Source organism: Leptolyngbya sp. PCC 6406, from assembly GCF_000332095.2.
GTDB lineage: Bacteria > Cyanobacteriota > Cyanobacteriia > Phormidesmidales > Phormidesmidaceae > PCC-6406.
Genome location: NZ_KI913949.1, coordinates 3,064,304 through 3,080,369, shown reverse-complemented (window position 1 = coordinate 3,080,369; position 16,066 = coordinate 3,064,304). Strand labels below are relative to the sequence as shown.

At 52.5% G+C, this 16,066-nt stretch carries 20 protein-coding genes; 15 read left to right on the top strand and 5 right to left on the bottom strand.

Annotated elements, in window-relative coordinates; all coding sequences use genetic code 11:
* The first annotated feature begins 32 nt into the window (after positions 1-32).
* Positions 33-512, top strand: coding sequence for an AAA family ATPase (locus LEP6406_RS0213635; protein WP_036028438.1), 480 nt, complete (start codon positions 33-35; stop codon positions 510-512).
* A gap of 82 nt (positions 513-594) precedes the next feature.
* Here LEP6406_RS0213635 and LEP6406_RS0213630 read toward each other — a convergent pair whose 3' ends face one another.
* Positions 595-1,389 carry an IS5 family transposase gene (locus LEP6406_RS0213630; RefSeq protein WP_027268711.1) on the bottom strand — a complete coding sequence of 265 codons (795 nt, stop codon included), beginning with the start codon at positions 1,387-1,389 and terminating at the stop codon, positions 595-597.
* A gap of 291 nt (positions 1,390-1,680) precedes the next feature.
* Here LEP6406_RS0213630 and LEP6406_RS28090 point away from each other — a divergent pair, with 291 nt between their 5' ends.
* The 9 genes from LEP6406_RS28090 to LEP6406_RS0213575 all read left to right on the top strand — a co-directional run bounded on the left by LEP6406_RS28090 (position 1,681) and on the right by LEP6406_RS0213575 (position 7,410).
* On the top strand, positions 1,681-2,190 hold the full coding sequence (locus tag LEP6406_RS28090) for an ATP-binding cassette domain-containing protein (RefSeq protein WP_263971176.1): 510 nt from the start codon (positions 1,681-1,683) through the stop codon (positions 2,188-2,190).
* Positions 2,191-2,602: 412 nt separating this feature from the next.
* Positions 2,603-3,001 (top strand): hypothetical protein, encoded by a 399-nt coding sequence (locus tag LEP6406_RS28085; protein WP_008315871.1) that lies wholly within the window; start codon positions 2,603-2,605, stop codon positions 2,999-3,001.
* 10 nt (positions 3,002-3,011) lie between these two features.
* The gene (locus tag LEP6406_RS28080; protein WP_008315873.1) at positions 3,012-3,398 is read left to right on the top strand and encodes an LIM domain-containing protein; all 387 of its coding nucleotides are present in this window, start codon (positions 3,012-3,014) and stop codon (positions 3,396-3,398) included.
* Complete coding sequence (locus LEP6406_RS30320; protein ID WP_008315875.1) at positions 3,395-3,766, top strand: HNH endonuclease; 372 nt, start codon at positions 3,395-3,397, stop codon at positions 3,764-3,766. Before LEP6406_RS28080 ends, LEP6406_RS30320 begins: the two co-directional genes overlap by 4 nt.
* A 685-nt stretch (positions 3,767-4,451) precedes the next feature.
* Positions 4,452-5,396, top strand: coding sequence for an IS630 family transposase (locus LEP6406_RS31260; RefSeq protein WP_027268853.1), 945 nt, complete (start codon positions 4,452-4,454; stop codon positions 5,394-5,396).
* A complete protein-coding gene (locus tag LEP6406_RS28065) occupies positions 5,386-5,712 on the top strand; it encodes a type II toxin-antitoxin system VapC family toxin (protein WP_008309280.1) in 327 nt (108 codons plus the stop codon). Before LEP6406_RS31260 ends, LEP6406_RS28065 begins: the two co-directional genes overlap by 11 nt.
* A gap of 197 nt (positions 5,713-5,909) precedes the next feature.
* A complete protein-coding gene (locus LEP6406_RS0213585; RefSeq protein WP_008309278.1) occupies positions 5,910-6,146 on the top strand; it encodes a type II toxin-antitoxin system Phd/YefM family antitoxin in 237 nt (78 codons plus the stop codon).
* Positions 6,143-6,406, top strand: a complete 264-nt coding sequence (locus LEP6406_RS0213580) for a Txe/YoeB family addiction module toxin (protein ID WP_008309276.1) — start codon at positions 6,143-6,145, stop codon at positions 6,404-6,406. The genes LEP6406_RS0213585 and LEP6406_RS0213580 overlap by 4 nt, the downstream gene beginning before the upstream one ends.
* A gap of 455 nt (positions 6,407-6,861) precedes the next feature.
* Complete coding sequence (locus tag LEP6406_RS0213575) at positions 6,862-7,410, top strand: hypothetical protein (protein WP_155834691.1); 549 nt, start codon at positions 6,862-6,864, stop codon at positions 7,408-7,410.
* 101 nt (positions 7,411-7,511) lie between these two features.
* Here the strand turns inward: LEP6406_RS0213575 and LEP6406_RS0213570 are convergent, their stop codons facing one another.
* Complete coding sequence (locus LEP6406_RS0213570) at positions 7,512-9,116, bottom strand: bifunctional ADP-dependent NAD(P)H-hydrate dehydratase/NAD(P)H-hydrate epimerase (RefSeq protein ID WP_008309272.1); 1,605 nt, start codon at positions 9,114-9,116, stop codon at positions 7,512-7,514.
* A 43-nt stretch (positions 9,117-9,159) separates the two neighbouring features.
* Positions 9,160-9,990, bottom strand: coding sequence for a hypothetical protein (locus LEP6406_RS0213565; protein ID WP_027269113.1), 831 nt, complete (start codon positions 9,988-9,990; stop codon positions 9,160-9,162).
* A 215-nt stretch (positions 9,991-10,205) separates the two neighbouring features.
* On the opposite strand from LEP6406_RS0213565, the gene mnmA reads away from it, so the two are divergent.
* Positions 10,206-11,300 (top strand): tRNA 2-thiouridine(34) synthase MnmA, encoded by a 1,095-nt coding sequence (mnmA, locus tag LEP6406_RS0213560; RefSeq protein WP_008309268.1) that lies wholly within the window; start codon positions 10,206-10,208, stop codon positions 11,298-11,300.
* Positions 11,301-11,442: 142 nt separating this feature from the next.
* The gene (locus LEP6406_RS30315; RefSeq protein WP_008309266.1) at positions 11,443-11,721 is read left to right on the top strand and encodes a hypothetical protein; all 279 of its coding nucleotides are present in this window, start codon (positions 11,443-11,445) and stop codon (positions 11,719-11,721) included.
* A gap of 357 nt (positions 11,722-12,078) precedes the next feature.
* Here LEP6406_RS30315 and LEP6406_RS0213550 read toward each other — a convergent pair whose 3' ends face one another.
* Positions 12,079-12,339 (bottom strand): hypothetical protein, encoded by a 261-nt coding sequence (locus LEP6406_RS0213550; protein WP_008309265.1) that lies wholly within the window; start codon positions 12,337-12,339, stop codon positions 12,079-12,081.
* Between the two features lie 177 nt (positions 12,340-12,516).
* Here LEP6406_RS0213550 and LEP6406_RS28055 point away from each other — a divergent pair, with 177 nt between their 5' ends.
* Both LEP6406_RS28055 and LEP6406_RS0213540 read left to right on the top strand, forming a co-directional pair.
* A complete protein-coding gene (locus LEP6406_RS28055) occupies positions 12,517-12,669 on the top strand; it encodes a plasmid partition protein ParG (protein ID WP_155834690.1) in 153 nt (50 codons plus the stop codon).
* A 273-nt stretch (positions 12,670-12,942) separates the two neighbouring features.
* Positions 12,943-14,004, top strand: a complete 1,062-nt coding sequence (locus LEP6406_RS0213540; RefSeq protein ID WP_008309263.1) for an adenosine deaminase — start codon at positions 12,943-12,945, stop codon at positions 14,002-14,004.
* A 156-nt stretch (positions 14,005-14,160) separates the two neighbouring features.
* On the opposite strand, the gene LEP6406_RS0213535 is transcribed toward LEP6406_RS0213540, so the two are convergent.
* On the bottom strand, positions 14,161-14,634 hold the full coding sequence (locus tag LEP6406_RS0213535; protein WP_008309261.1) for a DUF4399 domain-containing protein: 474 nt from the start codon (positions 14,632-14,634) through the stop codon (positions 14,161-14,163).
* A 307-nt stretch (positions 14,635-14,941) separates the two neighbouring features.
* On the opposite strand from LEP6406_RS0213535, the gene LEP6406_RS30310 reads away from it, so the two are divergent.
* Entirely contained in the window at positions 14,942-16,066 is a 1,125-nt protein-coding gene (locus LEP6406_RS30310) for a GGDEF domain-containing protein (protein WP_155834689.1), read from the top strand.

The window sequence follows — 16,066 nt, the reverse complement described above, 5'->3', positions numbered from 1 at the left end:
ACCAATTCTTGATACTTCTGCTAAATCTGACCATGACCCAGCGCACACTCTATATGCTGATCGGGCCAAAAGGAGCTGGCAAGACCTATGTCGGCACCCTGGTTGCCCAAAACACGGAGATCCAATTCATTCGGGTGGAATCCATTTGGCTCGCCCTCAAACCCGGTGAAAATGGCTGGAAAAAGGTGGAGCAGGCCATCGATCAAGCCTTTGAAAGTTACCCCAAAGTGATGATTGAAAGCCTAGGGGCTGGGGAAGCCTTTGGCCAGTTTCGAGCGGCACTGGCGGAAAAATATGCCCTTAAGCTTATTCGAATCTATGCCGCCCTAGATACCTGTTTATATCGGGTTAAACACCGGAATAATGCCGAGCATATCCCCATTTCAGACGATAAGGTGGAGCAATACAACCAAATTGCTGCTGCTGTAACCTATGACTGGGACTTGGAAATTGACAATAATACTCCAGCCCCTGATCAGGACATTCTGGCTGCAATTCAAACACTGATGTAGTGATTTCGAGCGATATTGGTATTTGAGTTCCGGGTAGTCTTGATGTTAGAGGGTGTCTGAAAAGCTGGAATGTAGGTATGAATTAGCACGTTAGTCGCCTTAACATGACTCGAATATTGGCCACATAAATCCATGCCTCAGCGGTCTCTGGTAGGCGCTCATAGTCTTTACTCAAGCGGCGGCAAAAAGTAAACCAGCCAAATGTGCGCTCCACCACCCACCGCTTGGGTAACAGCACAAATCCCTGCGCACAGTCGGGGCGCTTGATCACCTCAATCACCCATCGAAAGCGGTCCATGATCTCTTTCATGAAATCGTTACCGCTATATCCCCCATCAACCCAAATGACACACAGGCGAGTGAACCACTGACTAACCTGATGCATTTTTTCTAGCACCTTTCGTGCGCCATCCCGCTCAGGGAGACTCGCTGCGGTAACCACAACCATCAGCACTAAACCCATTGTGTCGACCACCACGTTTCGCTTCCGACCTTTGACCTTTTTGTTTGCATCGAAGCCGACCGACTCCGAAATGTAGACATCGCTGTTCACCGACTGACTATCCATCACCGCTGCACTGGGAGACGCTTCGCGCCCCTCCGTTAACCGCACCAACTCCCGCAATCGGTGATTGATGTGTTCCCACACCCCATCATTGCGCCATTGGCGAAAATAATGGTAGACCGTTTTGGCCTTCGGGAAATCATGGGGTAAGCACCGCCACTTGGTGCTATTGTCCAGAACGTACAGAATCGCATTGACCACTTCTCGCATATCCGTGCTCCGAGGTCGTCCACCAGGCTTCGCCGGAGGAATCAAGAGAGAGAGAATATCCCATTGTTCATCAGTCAAATCGGTGGGGTAGGATAATCGCATTGCCCTCAAAAACCCTATCAAGTGTACTTACTGACTGATAGAGTAGCGTTTTTGAGGGCCTTTCTACTTCTCAGACACCCTCTTACGGGGGAATCCCGCCATGGCCCAAGTTCCTGCCTGGTTGACTGACAAAACTTCTGAACTGCCCGCAAAGTAAGGGGTGTAGCGTTCTGGCTGACTAAACCCTGAAAGGCGTACAGCACAGTGCTTTCAGGGCGAAACTCTTTACCACGATTGAGCCCCCATAATGCCCATCAGACAAGGAGCTTGAGCTTGATTCCTGAAACCCTTGTGACGAGAGCCTTTGGGGCTTTGAGAGGCAACTTTTGTCAGTCAACCAGAGTTCCTGCTGCGATCGCGGCTCCAGCCATTTTCCACAGTCACCACATCACCAAGATCTACCGCATGGGGGAGGTGGAAGTTCACGCTCTGCGGGCGGTGGATCTGGATTTGTATGAAGGGGAATTTGTGGTGCTGCTGGGGCCGTCGGGCAGTGGCAAGTCTACCCTGCTGAATATTCTGGGGGGGGTTAGACGTGCCCACCAGCGGGGAAGTGTATTTTCGTCAGCAAAATCTGAGTCAGGGGGGCGATCGCCTGCTGACTCGGTTTCGGCAGGAGTCCATCGGCTTCATTTTCTAGTTCTACAACCTGACCCCCAGTTTGACGGCGCGGGAAAATGTGGCTTTGGTGATGGACATCGCCCCCCGCCCGGTGTTGCCGGAGATGGCGCTGGAGTTGGTGGGGTTGGGGGATCGGCTGGATCACTTTCTCTTTCAGTAATGCGGCACAGTACCGCATAAAACTTTTGTGAAGCTGTCTGCCCAACTCCTCTGCTCAGGGTGTTTAGACAGACTGTGATCTGCCTAAACACCCCATGTAGACGAGATAGACAGATCATGATCTACCTATCTCGCTCTAGCAGAGAGATAGACAGACTATAATCTGCCTAATCCACCAATTTGGGTGCTTATAAAGACTGTAATCTGCCTATATCCCCTCAGCAGGGAGATAGACGGCACCAACTCTGCCTATCTTCCCTACACAAGGTGGATAGGCAGAGCGGAGGTGCCCTGAGCTGTCTAAAAACGAGTTAGGGTGCTTGGTTCTTGGTGGGGCAGTGCCTTGAGGTTGCCTGCCAATCTTGCAGTTGAATGTTGACTCAACTGTACGTAGTAGCTAGGATCACAAAGATATATGTTTTTCTAAACACCCGTGAACAAGTCACAGGCGATTAAGTTGCTCCAGCACGAAGGATGGACGAAAGCTGATGCTAGCCGCGCTCTAGAGTCAGTTGACTTTAGTACCAATCCTGATGAGCTTACAATCCGTAGAGTTACCTCTCCATTTGCTGGTCCTGAATTAAGCAAGCGCCAAAACCTTCAGCGCGCTCAGAAGGGTTTGGTTAAGAAGAAAACTGATGAAATGGAGCGCAGAGATAAAGAACACGCATCCAAAATTGAGAAGTATGAAAAGGATCTTAGAGAAGAGCGTGGCTTTTGGCGTGGTCTTGTAGGTCGTGTTTATGACAAGGCTAGGGAACTTGGTTCTCCAAAAGATCCGATGGTTGAACACGTTCTCAAGGAAGACGACGATGATAGCAAAGTTGCATGAGTATTAACAGATGACTCAGATAGTAACCCGTAGACAATTGCAAGCCTATGGGATGTCTAAGTATCATGCACAGATTATAACGAAGGGTTTATCTCCCCTTGGTAGGCAAGGGCAAGCTTATATATATGATTTAAGCCAAGTTATTGCCAGCATTAATGACTATATAAAACGACCACGTATTCAGAAAGCTACTCGTAAGACTTTAGAAGAAATTCTAACTGTCCTACGAGAGCTTTTAGGTAATGTCGTAGAAATTCCTTTTTCAGAAGACGGTGATCCAGAAATTCGTAAGGTAGTTGCAAAACTTACTCAGGCAATGGCTAAGACAGATGCTTCTTTAGCTGCCTTAAAAGCCGATGCTGCTGAAATAAAACAGAGATATGACGCTACACAATGAGTACTCTCCATCAAATTATTGCTGATTTGCTATCAGCAATAAAAAAGACAGATGCTTCTCTAGAGGCTTTAAAGTTAGATCGTATTGAGATAAAAGATAAATATGATCCTATCAAGTTAGCTCGTGCTCAATTTAACTCTTGGCGCGACAGTGATGATGGAAAAATCTTCAAAAAAAAGCTCTACAAAAAGCAGGAGAAGAAGTGTGCAAGTCCTACCTGTAAGATGTTAGGACATGAGTTCCATATTGACTATTTTGAGATTGATCACAAATTGCCAGTTTCGTCCTACCCTCACCTAGCATTGGACAAAAGTAATATGCATTTGCTTTGCACACCTTGTAATAAAAGAAAGAGTAAGAAGTTCTAATGTATTTCAGCCTCTTGACTGTGTTAGGAAAGTTCGCACCCTAACAACGCCCATGCACACCGACCGCCGAGAGGTTGTCTGTAAGTATCAAAAGCTATCTGCGGCGGGTGATGGGCAACGTTATGCGACTCAGTCCTCGGTGAGGCGCAACCGAGATCATTCTTGTTAGTGTTTCAAGATTCAGATAGCGTCAGTTGCAGATGTCATTGAAGTGAACCCTTTGTTGAGTCTTTTGTGAATCCGAAGAACTTACAATTGGTATACAGCAAACTCATATATCTCTAGACAAATGACATTACAAGAACTACAGAAACAAGTACTACAACTGTCAACGAGCGATCGCTGGCAATTGGTGCAAACTCTTTTGGCGTCACTAAAACGGGAACCCCCTCCCCAGTTGAAGCACAGAAACTTATCGCGGCTTCGAGGGATTGCAAAAAGTTCGGCAGTAACAGAGAAGCATGATGCCAGAGAGGATTACGTGTCCTACCTTACTGAGAAATATCAGTAATGTGAGGTCTGATTGACACCAACGTGGTTCTTGACTTTCTGCAAGAGCGGGAGCCATTTGTAGAAAATGCAGCCAGACTGTTTGAGCGCATCAATACTGGAGAGATTGAGGGATTTATAGCGGATTTCACAAAGATGTGGTACGAATAGCGGGTAGAAAAAGCGCGAGGAGCCGATGAAGGCCTACAGCACCGATTTGCGACAGAAGATTATTGAGACCTATGAGAACGAGCGCATTTCGCAGCGCCAGTTAGCCCAGCGATTTCGAGTGACTCTAAGTTTTATCGTGAAACTGCTGAAGCAGTATCGGGAAACGGGTGAGCTTGCCCCCAAGACCAGTCCTGGGCGACCGAGGGAACTGGATGAGGCGCAGATGCAGNGGGTTCAAGCCTTCGTTGAAGCGAACCCTGATCTGACCTTAGATGAGCTTCGCGCCGAAGTGGCTCAACAGTATGGGGTGACGGTGAGTCGATCCACGATGTGTCGGGTGATGAAGCGGCTTCAGTTCACCCGTAAAAAAAAAGCCCTTCACCCCAGTGACAAGGTGAGTGATCGGGTACAGCGGTTGCGAGGGGAGTACTGGGATGAGATTCGAGACATCCGAGTTGAAGACTTGGTGTTTATCGATGAGTCGGGGATTAATCTGGGGTTGATTCGGTTGTTTGCCTGGGCGCTGCAAGGCCGACGAGCCTATGGAGAACAGCCCAAGCGGGGGAAGAATGTGTCCCTGGTGGCAGGGTTAAGCTTGGCTGGGGTAGTGGCTTCGGCGGTGATTTTAGGAGCCTTTGACGGCTTGAGTTTTGAGGCATTTGTGGCCACTCGCCTGGTGCCCAACCTTTGGCCAGGGGCCTGTGTCGTGATGGACAACTGTTCCATTCATAAGGACGACATGATTCGGGAGTTGATTGAGGCCGCAGGGGCACGTCTGGTATATCTGCCGCCCTATTCGCCGGACTTCTCGCCGATTGAGAACTTTTGGTCAAAGCTAAAGTCAATTCTCAGGGCACTGGGGGCACGGACTTATCAAGCGCTATCAGAAGCCCTTGAAATAGCCTTTGAGGACATCTCTGAAGCGGACATTAAAAGCTGGTTCACCCATTGCTGCTATTGTGCCGCATAATTATGAAATCCGCTATATCGCAGCTACAATAATCACTAACATCTACTACATCCTCCGTATAGCAGCAGGGGTGGTAGTAGCTCAAGACGCAATTACCCAGGTTTTGGCAGATCTAAACATTTGTGCTGTAGATCGAGATGTATTGGAACAGGCTCTTGCACTGAACTTTCAAGATTTTGAGGATGCAGTACAGTATGTCTGTGCGGTTGTACATAACGTAGATGCAATAGTGACTCGTGATGCATCTGGTTTTGTTAGTGCGGAGATTCCAGTAGTGTTGCCTGATGAGCTTGATACTATCGGTAGCAGTGAGTGAAGCATCCAGTGCTGCCTAACATAGTCCCTGAGACCGACCGCACGCGGCGGGTGAACGGCAAGACCGTTAGCCTGCTGGGTGTTGGTCAAAATGTACTTGAAGGCTATTAGGGCAGTTCAAGCAACATGAAGTTGAATCGCTCATAATGAGGAAAGTGGCTAGAACCAGCGGACGTTATTTAAGACGGATGAAGAATTATGATCCAAGTCAATGAAGCTCAACAACAGTTGCAAGATTTGATCGATTCGGTAAACCAGTCGCATCAACCCATTATTATTGCTGGACATAATAGCAATGCAGTGTTGCTATCCGAAACTGATTGGGTATCAGTGCAAGAAACCCTGTATCTTCTTTCAGTCCCAGGAATGCGAGAATCGATTAGGGAAGGATTGGCAACACCGATTGAGGAATGTGATCGGGAGTTAGAGTGGTGAGTTGGAATTTGGTTTACACCAAGCAAGCACAGAAGGATGCCAAGAAACTGGCTTCTAGTAATTTGCAAGATAAGGCGCAAGCTTTGCTCGATGTCATTCAAACCAATCCGTTTCAGAATCCACCACCTTGTGAGAAATTAGTCGGGGATTTAGAAGGTGCATACTCGCGGCGAATCAATATTCAACATCGTCTTGTGTACGAGGTCATTGAATCTGAGAATACGGTGAAGATTTTACGGATGTGGACGCATTATGAGTAGCGGTTCTAACAGGTTGCAGGGGTTTGTGGTTAAATTCAAGAACCATAATCAGCAGATTTGGGTCAAAGTGTTTGCTACAGGCTAAGCTGTTAGGCATTTGAACTGCACTAGTACAATTGCTCTAAAAGCCTTGCAGCAAGGGTCTTGCAGAATCCACCATGCAATTTAGATGCTCAACAGCTTAACAATTCAAATGCAGCGGGCAGCTGAAAACTGCTGGTGCTGAGTTCGGGGTTATCTGCCGCCACTGATTTGAGCCGTTAGCCCTCAGTTTTGGAAACCCTAAGCTTGTCTGAGAAATTTAATTCTGATAGGACTAGAGTTATGGATGAAGCTGCATAAGGCTGCGAGGACAGCAGGCAAGGCTTTGATGCGTTACGGCTCCGCCTAACAGCATCCTACAAATCTGACCATGACCCAGAGACTATTTTTCAGAAGTCGCCTAACCACTGGTTATGGATAAGGCAATGTTGAACCTGAGTCGGGCAGAGCGGCGATTTTGGCTGCGGTGGACCTTGGCCACGATGGGGTGTATTGCCCTTGCCACCCTAATTGGCCCCTTCGGTTTTCTGGGGGGATTTGTGCCCCTAGCTACCCTGCAATGGCTGGCACTACGGGGCTACTGGCCCCAAGCCCGCTATTGGTTCTGGGCCACCTTGGTGGGGGGTGGGTTGGGCACAGTAGCTATGGTTTTTGGCTTTCTGGTGACAGCTTCGGCAGTAGGCGGTGCTGCGATCGCGGCGGCGGTACAGGGCATGGCCCAAGCCATTGCCCTGCGGGGCTCCTCTCGCCACTGGCGATGGTGGCCCCTGATCAATATGGCGATCCTGGTCCCTACAACGACGTGGGCTGTATCCCAGGGCATCCAGGCCAGTTTTTCGGGGTCGGCGATCAACCCGTGGTGGTTCTGGTCGGCCCTCGGTTTGGGCACGGGGCTCGTAGGGGGAGCAATCAAGGGATTGGCCCTGATTCTAATGCTGAGGGCACCTGCCCCTAGGACTTAGCTCGACTTTATCCCTTCGGATCTGGGTATTGATGAAGGATGAACTGGAGCCTGGGCTCAGGTAAGCGGGACGCTTGCGCGACGATGACATGGAATTCCCCTTCACCCTTCACCCTTCTGTACTAGGGCCAAGCTTGGGAGTAGAGCGGCGGCGAGGTGAGAGGGGTTGGCCCCCAGCACCGATCGTTCATCTGCGATCGCACGACCCGTCTGGGCATGCCACCAGACGCCCCCTAGGGCAGCGGCCAGGAGAGCAGCATTGGGGGAATCAGCGAACTCTCCCTGAAGGTGTTGAGCTGCCAGCCCTCCCACCAGTCCCGTCAGCACATCGCCGCTGCCGCCTCGGGCCAAAGCAGGGGTACTGTCGGGATTGATCCAGACCCGCCCATCTCCAGGGGCGATCACGGTGCGGGCTCCCTTCAGCAGCACCAGACTCTGGGTGGCGCGGGCGGCGGCCTCGGCGGCGGCGGTAGGGTCAGTTGCCGCCTGCCATAGGTCGGGAAATAGGCGGCGAAATTCTCCTGGATGGGGGGTGAGCAGGGTAGGTGCAGCGCGATGGTCCCTTGGGGCCGGTCTCTGACCATCGCGGAGTCGTTTCACCGCAGACTCCTGGGCCAGCCAGTTAAGACCATCCGCATCTAGAATCAAAGCGCGATCGCAGGTCCACACCGCCTCAAAAACAGTGCTGTCCAAAGTCATGCCGGGACCACAGGCCACTGCATCGTACTGGCTCCAGTCCAGCGTCGGGGGTAAAGTTGCGATCGCACCCGTCGCCGTTTCCGCTGCCCCCACCACAAGGGCCTCCGGCAACTGGGCCAGGGCCGTGAGCCGCAAACTTTCCGGCACCACCAGCGTCAGCATTCCCACCCCACTGGCGATCGCCCCCCGGCCCGCCAGTAGCGCTGCACCGCCATAGCGGGTTGAGCCCACAACCAACAGCAGGTGGCCCACCTGGTACTTGTGCACTGTAGGGGCACGGTGCAGGGGTAACTGGGCGATGGCGGTAGCGGCAGTCAACCGTTGCAGCGCCGGAGTTGCCCCCACCACGGCGGCGATATCAGCAGCGGGGATATCAAAAGGCAATAGCGCTAGTTCCCCGACCCAGGGCAGGGCCGCATCCTGAAGCAGCCCCCGCTTCCAGAGTCCCAGGCAGAGCGTGTGGGTCGCCCGCAGAGTTGCGCCCAGGGGTAACCCCCTATCCGTATCCAGCCCCGAAGGCAGGTCAATGCTGACCACAGGGATAGACCAGCGGTTCACGGCCTCAATCATCGCCGCGATATCCCCCATCAGCGGACGGGTCAGCCCCAGGCCAAAACCCCCATCCACGATTAACTGGCAAGCTTCCAGATCCGTCACTGTCTGCACGCGGGGGATCCCCAGGTGCTGGGCATAGATGCTGTGGGCAGCAGTAAGATCCTTGAGGCGATCGCTGAGGTAGGCCAAGTGAACGCCGTACCCTCGGTGATGTAGCTCCCGCGCCACCACCAAGGCATCGCCGCCATTGTGCCCCGGCCCTACCAGCACCCCTACAGTGGGAAATTCTGCTAGGGAATAGTGGGTCTCAATCCACTGGGCAATGCGGTCCGCCACCTTTTCCATGAGTGCCGCCACAGGCATTCCAGCGGCAAATAACCGGGCCTCCAAAGCCTCCATTTGTGCCGCCGTCACCACCGCCCGCTGCACCAAGGGCGATGGAGTCATGGGCATTCGGCCATTCCCGAGATCATGATTGACACCATCACCGTCCCTATCACCGGCGATGGACCCGAGCATCCAGCCCCGCCCCCCTCAGGTAGCGACTCCAGTCCTCCGCCAGTCCTCGCTCCGTAAAGGGACCAACGGCCACATGGGGACCACGGGGAGCCATTTGTTGCTGAATCGAGTTGGGGGGAGCCCCCAACTGCCCAATCTGGTTGGCAAGGCTAGAGAGTTGCCCGCTGCCCCCCGGCACCACCACGTAGTAACCGGGGACCAAGGCTGAAGATGGGGGGGCAGCGGCGGTCGCACTGGGGGGGGGTGGCAGGGTTCCCGGCAGGGGTTGGCCAAACTCTCCACCACTAGGGGAGGCGGCTACGGGCAACGGCGGCAGATCGCCGGCGCTACTGGCAACCGAGGCTGGATAGACCGTCCCCCCTGATGGAGCCACCCCCAGGCTATAGGGTGATATCGCGGCCACGGTGCGAATCTCTGCACCAATCCCCATTTCCCTCAGTTCCTGCACTCGTCGCTGGGCATTTTCCCAAGCATTAAACCGTCCCGCCTGGATCACCGTGCGCCCATCTACCACATTCAAAAACGCGCCAGATTCCAGGGTTTGCACCTGTTCTAACAGCAGAGGACTATTGCCATTGATGTAGACCAAATACTGTTCCCCCGTTGCCGTTGTGGGGCCACTACTGCTGTAGGACACCGGGGGGGGAGAAATCACAGGCAACTGCTGGGCCGGGGTGGCGGGGACCACTCCCAGGAATACCGTGGTGGTGAGCCCCAGAGCCAAGGATCCCCATCCTAGAAAACGGGGAGAAAGGTGGCAGTTGAGGGGACAATCTACGATGGTCAGAAATCGGCCCAAAGGGGCCATTGCACCAGAGAATTCCCAAGGGAACAGACACCGGTCCAATAGGCAGGTCAATAGGCGGGGCTCCGCAGGAGTTTTCATGGGCGGTTAGGGCAAAGGGGGCAACGGTTTAGCTTGGGGCTACAGCAGGCCGCCGTCCACTTGTCAACGGACAGCCAGCGGGAATGCTAGCCTAGGATAGGCACTTTTCCCAAAAAATTCCAGAGAAAACTAGCGGAATGAGCAAAATTGTTGTAGGTCTCTCCGGAGGGGTGGATAGTTCCGTCGCCGCCGCCACGCTCCACCGCCAAGGCCACGAGATCATTGGCCTTACCCTCTGGCTGATGAAGGGTAAGGGGCAGTGCTGCTCTGAAGGCATGGTAGATGCGGTCCAGCTCTGTGATGAACTGGGTATTCCCCACCATCTTGTCGATAGTCGGGATACCTTTCAACAGCAGATTGTGGACTATCTGGTGGCGGGGTATGGCGATGGCATTACGCCCCTGCCCTGTTCTCAGTGCAATCGATCTGTGAAGTTTGGCCCCATGTTGGATTATGCCCAGCGAGAGTTGGGAGCGGAGGCCATTGCTACGGGGCACTATGCCCGCATCACCTACGATGCCGATTTAGACCGCTATCAACTGCGACGGGCGGTGGACCTGACCAAGGACCAGTCCTATTTTCTCTATGACCTGACTCAGGAGATGCTGGCGGGTACCCGCTTTCCCCTGGGGAATCAGACCAAGGTAGAAACTCGTAAAATGGCGGCGGAGCTGGGGCTCCACACCGCTGAAAAGCCGGAAAGTCAGGATCTCTGCTTGATTGAGGAGCATGGATCTATGCAGGCATTTTTAGATCGCTACTTGGCCCCCCAGCCGGGAAACATCGTCGATACCGAAGGTCGGGTCCTAGGCCAGCACACGGGCATTCACCACTACACAATCGGTCAACGCAAGGGCATCGGTATCGCCGCCCCCCATCCCCTCTATGTGGTGGCTCTGAATGGGGGTCGCAACGAGGTGGTGGTGGGGGATCGCGCTGAGGTTCATCACCCCGATTGCACAGTTCAGCGGGTCAACTGGGTGTCGATTCCGCCGATTCAGACGCCCCAACAGGTGGCGGTACAAATTCGGTACCGCTCCCCAGCGGTGCCCGCCACGGTGATTCCGCTCTCCGCGAGTGAGGATGGGACGAACTCCGATCGGGTCAAGCTGGTGTTTGATCAGCCTCAGTTTGGGGTCACCCCAGGGCAAGCGGCAGTGTGGTACGACGACGATGTTGTTCTCGGGGGAGGTATCATCGAGCCCTGGACAATGCAGGCCGTCTTGTCCTAAGCCGTTTTGTCCTAATTAGACGGGCAACTGCCGTACCATCGAATCTGTTCATAGGAACCATGCAAGATAGTTTTTGTATCTTTCGCTACTTTTTCCTAGGCTATAGATAGCACAGCACTTAGCCCTTAGGAGGATCCAACCCATGAGATCTCAAGCATATTGGCCCAGTAATCATCTCACCGCAGACCTGCCCTCCGGGCTTGCCCATCTAGGCCAAACCTGGAAAGCCACGATGGCGGAACTGGTGCATCGTGCGATCGCATATTTGGATGTCTCCCACCAACCTCACGTCTGGAAATCTCTAGATCCTCAGGGGTGGACCCTATGGAATGCCTACGACCCCCAAAGCGGGCAATGGATCAGCAAGCTGTCTGACACTGAAATGCGGATCTGGTTAGAGCAGCGACATTACCAAGGGTAATTCGACGTTTCTTCAGGCCGTTTTTCTGAAGGTAAGTCCCTGTATGGGGGGCACCGCAGTGCGGTGCCCCCCATCTTGTTATGTACTAATGCTCAGCCAATTAATGGTTGAGGGGTGGCCGAAACCCTGGAGTTTAGTTGAGGTTAAATTTTGAGGGTCTTCGACCCGTCAAAATTTTTCTGACGGAACACTAGTACCACAGGGCGTAAATCAGCCCACTACTGTCGCGCCAGCCCCACCTTTTCCGGTCCCCTCGCCCCCTGGGAGAGGGCTAGGGCTTCGGCGTGAGCTCAGCCGAACGGTGAGAAGCCGAGATGTACCACGATAGAACGATTAGGGTATTTACGCCGCAGAGTACTAGGCCCTTGGGCTGTGATAGTTCTGAGGGGTCAGTTCCTTGCGATGGCCTGTGGTCGGTCGGAGACCATCGCGAGCCAAATAATCATTCAGGCGGTCAATGGCAGCATCTAGATCAGCGGCAGCAGCCTTGACTTGTCCATCCTGAAGCCCCGCTGCGAGACAGTGCTCTAGATGGGCCAAGTCAATCACAAGCTGCTTAACGACAGCACGAAGGCGGCGCTGATGAGGGGCGAGCAAAACGGTGGCGGTGAGAGTCATAGCTGAACTCCTAGGTGCAGAGGCAGTACACCGCAGTGATAACATGGTATGCATTGTTGCAACAACATGCAATATTTGCAACGAGTTAGGGTTGCAAATAGTGTTGTGGGCAACAGCTCTGTTGCCACAATGAACCTGTCCAAGATTCTGCCAAAAACCTACCGAAAGGATGAAACCATGACCCCCAAACCAGTGGCAATTCGGGTTCAGATGCCCGACAGTCTACGGGCCAAATTCAAGGCCCAATGTGCATTACAGGGTAAAACCATGAACGAGGTGATCATTGAGCTCATGGGGAAATGGCTGGCGGAAGCCTCCCAACCTGAATGATGCTGTTCTACTCCAGGGAAAACCCTTCCTGCACCCTGACAGGGATAGGTGGTGCTGAATTGAGGAGGAATGAACCTTCAAAAACGACGGTCTCCGGTCGGTCACAGGCCATCGCAATCCAGCATCCATGCCGCCTCATCCAGAAAATGATAAAGCCTACGATCTTATCCCTAATAGAGTGACGTTTGCGTTAAAACAATGAGATGCTGAGGTCACTTTTACAAAAGTTCAAGTTCAAGCCCTGAACTGTCCAGGCTATACAAAGGAGTCACGATGAGTCTTTATGCTGAACTGCACCGCCATCTGGGGGGATCCGTCGTCCCCCGCATCCTGTGGCGCTACTTTCAACGCAACCGCCCCGATATTTCCGAGCGGTTTCCCGACTATCCCGAGTTTGAGCAGTTCTACACCCAGCCCCGCAACACCCTGGCCGAATATTTGGAACTGCACACCCTGGTGGAAAGCGTTCAAACCGAAGAAGCCCTCCCCTACTTTATTTATCGGCTAATTCGGGGAGCCTACATTTTTGAAAATTTAGCCTACCTAGAACTGCGCTACACCCCCTATTTGCGTACGCCGGAACATCTACCCCAATCCGACCGCATTGATCAAATGGCGGCAATCGTGGAAATTGTCGGTCGGGCTAGCCAGCAAACTGAGTATCCCGTCGTCACCCGCCAAATCCTCTGTATGCACTCGCGGCTACCCTATGAGGTCAACCGGGCCATTGTGGATCTGGCCGCCCAGTATCCCCAGTATGTCTGCGCCGTGGATTTAGCCGGGGGAGACGCCCAGTATGCCGACCGACTAGAGGAACTAGCGGGGCTCTATCGCCATGCTCGGGAACTGGGGCTTAATACAACCGGGCATCTTTACGAAACCCTAGATGGCTGCTATCCCGAGTTACTCCCCTACCTGATGCGGATTGGCCATGGGATTCAAATTCCCCTGCGCCACCCAGAACTGCTACGGCAGGTAGCGGCCCAGGGACAATGTCTGGAGGTTTGTCCCACCACCTATCTCAAAACGGGCACCCTGACGGAAATTCAGCAGCTTAAGACGGTCTTTAACCGCTGCTTTGATGCGGGGGTAGATATCGCCATTTGTACCGACAATGCGGGCCTACACGATGTGCGTTTGCCCTTTGAGTACGAAAGCTTGCTCACTCAGGATGTGATCGGCTTTGATGTCCTGCAAGCCTGTCAGGAATCGGCCTTTCGCCATGCCTTTGCTTGGCCCCATCAGGAACGTCCCGCGTCTCTACTGTCAGGATTGTTGCAGGGTCAGGAGAATGGACGCTGGGCTGGAGATCGGGAAACCAACCTAGTGCGGTAAGGGACGTGCGTCTAAATAAAGTACCCAAAGAGTACCCAAAGCGTTGATTACTGTAGGGTGCATAGTGCTAAGGCGCGGCTTCGCCTTTTATGTCGCTTGCGAAACGCGGAGCAATGCACCACGGAGAAGCTCATTCGTCCGTCCTATTAGCCCGTCCTATTGGACAGTAATGGTGATGGGCTCCGACAGAACCACAGGCTGGTGGGGAACATGGGTGTAGTTGGCTAGCAGGAGTTGCAGAGTATGTTCACCAGGGGGCAGGGTGACCTCGGTCTCAGTCTGGCCCCCACCAAAGTGCTTGATCTGGTCTGTAGCGGGCAGGGGCTGGCTCAGATCGGGCAATTCCGCCAGATCAATGAGCAGATGATGGTGCCCAGTATTGTCCTTATCAACCCCAGCAGGAGCGATGCCCATGCCCGAGAGGCCAAATTTGACGGCGAAGGGACTGGTGACGATCTCGCCGTTGTTGGGGGTAATGATGTAAACCTGGGCGTCGGTAGGGGCCTGCGAAATTAGGGCTTGGGCTTGGGCGGCGGGGGCACCAAAGAGCAGACCCATCAGGAGGATGCCCAAAAGGATGAAATGTGCGATGGCCCCTTTAGGCCGGTCCCTGACTATAGAACTTTGCATAACTCTGCCTTACTACCTTTTTCCTTAACTATTTTAATCAAAACCTACCTTGGGGTAGGCTCGGGAGTTGCAGTATTATTGCTTAGCGACCCTCCATACAGTATTGGGCAGTTATCGGGCAGTCGCGGCTATGGAGCCCCGTGAGCTGAACTCAGCTCCTTCATAGTGAGATACTACCAGGACTTCAAAATTCATCCATGGGACAGACGCCAAGTCCAATGGAAAAGGAATATCGGTCTCCAGAACGGTGATCAAGGAAATAATTTCTGACAGCCCTCAATTCCAGTCATTTCAAAAGCTCCAGGACTTGCAACGACAATGGCTAAAAATTTTATTTAGCATTCTTTTAATAGCCATCTTTACCATCTGGATGAGCGAAGCTTTTGTCAATAAAAATGTCAATCTGATTGACCAAATTGCTTATCCCATCATTTTATCCTCCGTCAGTATTTCCTTGCTCGTTTTGCAATGGAAACCCCAAGCGTACGGCTTGGCCTTGTTAGGCACCGTGGGCATTATTATTGTGTATACTGTAACGTTTTTGCAGGCCATTATTTGGGGCTATATTCCCCTGAAAGATCATTATAATCTTACGACTTTTGCTCAATGGTTTCCTTTAACCTATATCCTTATATTTCTCTTTATCAGGAAGCAACAGGCATTTTTATTGTCAGTCTGCATATATCTTTCCCTCGCTGTTCCCAGCATTCTTATTGGCTGGCAAGAGCAAGATTTGGCCATAGATGCGAGGAAATTTCCTTATCTGCTCCATATGATGATGTCTCACCCCATATATATCGCAGTCTTTGTGGCAGTTGCCACCTTGCAGACATCCTTTGTTCAGGCTCATATCCAGGCATCCGAGGCCGATATTGACCACCTCACAAATGTAGCCAATCGGCGGGCCGCAACCCGTTTTCTGGAGGCAATGTTTTCCCAAATCACCACCCCAACTTCACAAGTTGGGGTGGTGTTGATAGACATTGACTACTTCAAAAAAATTAATGATACCTATGGCCATGATGTCGGTGATCGGGTCCTAATTCGAGTGGCTCAAGTATTACAAAAGGAACTGCGGAAAACGGACTTAGTTTCCCGCTGGGGGGGAGAAGAATTTCTGGTGATTCTCACGGCTTACAGCATCGATGAAATCTCCGAAACAGCGGAACGATTACGGCAGATGTTAGCTGATTACGAGTATTCAGAGGTGAAACAAGTCACCGCCAGCTTTGGGGTGGCTTTAAAACAAGTTGATGAGGAATTTGAAGCGTTGATTAAAAGGGCCGATAAAGCTCTTTACCAAGCAAAGCAACAGGGTAGAAATCAGGTGGTTATAGCGGCAGATGCCCCATCTCTTGAGATCAGCCCAGACGCTATCGTAAGCCAGCAGTGCAGGCAGGCCGAGGAATCCCGCACCCAACCCATCTCTTGA

What these genes read in the sequence shown, in the direction of transcription:
- LEP6406_RS0213635 (WP_036028438.1), top strand. Translation starts at nt 33, where the DNA reads ATGACCCAGCGCACACTCTATATGCTGATCGGGCCAAAAGGAGCTGGC.
- LEP6406_RS0213630 (WP_027268711.1), bottom strand. Translation starts at nt 1,389, where the DNA reads ATGCGATTATCCTACCCCACCGATTTGACTGATGAACAATGGGATATT.
- LEP6406_RS28080 (WP_008315873.1), top strand. Translation starts at nt 3,012, where the DNA reads ATGACTCAGATAGTAACCCGTAGACAATTGCAAGCCTATGGGATGTCT.
- LEP6406_RS30320 (WP_008315875.1), top strand. Translation starts at nt 3,395, where the DNA reads ATGAGTACTCTCCATCAAATTATTGCTGATTTGCTATCAGCAATAAAA.
- LEP6406_RS0213585 (WP_008309278.1), top strand. Translation starts at nt 5,910, where the DNA reads ATGATCCAAGTCAATGAAGCTCAACAACAGTTGCAAGATTTGATCGAT.
- LEP6406_RS0213575 (WP_155834691.1), top strand. Translation starts at nt 6,862, where the DNA reads ATGGATAAGGCAATGTTGAACCTGAGTCGGGCAGAGCGGCGATTTTGG.
- LEP6406_RS0213570 (WP_008309272.1), bottom strand. Translation starts at nt 9,116, where the DNA reads ATGCCCATGACTCCATCGCCCTTGGTGCAGCGGGCGGTGGTGACGGCG.
- LEP6406_RS0213565 (WP_027269113.1), bottom strand. Translation starts at nt 9,990, where the DNA reads ATGGCCCCTTTGGGCCGATTTCTGACCATCGTAGATTGTCCCCTCAAC.
- mnmA (WP_008309268.1), top strand. Translation starts at nt 10,206, where the DNA reads ATGAGCAAAATTGTTGTAGGTCTCTCCGGAGGGGTGGATAGTTCCGTC.
- LEP6406_RS30315 (WP_008309266.1), top strand. Translation starts at nt 11,443, where the DNA reads ATGAGATCTCAAGCATATTGGCCCAGTAATCATCTCACCGCAGACCTG.
- LEP6406_RS0213550 (WP_008309265.1), bottom strand. Translation starts at nt 12,339, where the DNA reads ATGACTCTCACCGCCACCGTTTTGCTCGCCCCTCATCAGCGCCGCCTT.
- LEP6406_RS28055 (WP_155834690.1), top strand. Translation starts at nt 12,517, where the DNA reads ATGACCCCCAAACCAGTGGCAATTCGGGTTCAGATGCCCGACAGTCTA.
- LEP6406_RS0213540 (WP_008309263.1), top strand. Translation starts at nt 12,943, where the DNA reads ATGAGTCTTTATGCTGAACTGCACCGCCATCTGGGGGGATCCGTCGTC.
- LEP6406_RS0213535 (WP_008309261.1), bottom strand. Translation starts at nt 14,634, where the DNA reads ATGCAAAGTTCTATAGTCAGGGACCGGCCTAAAGGGGCCATCGCACAT.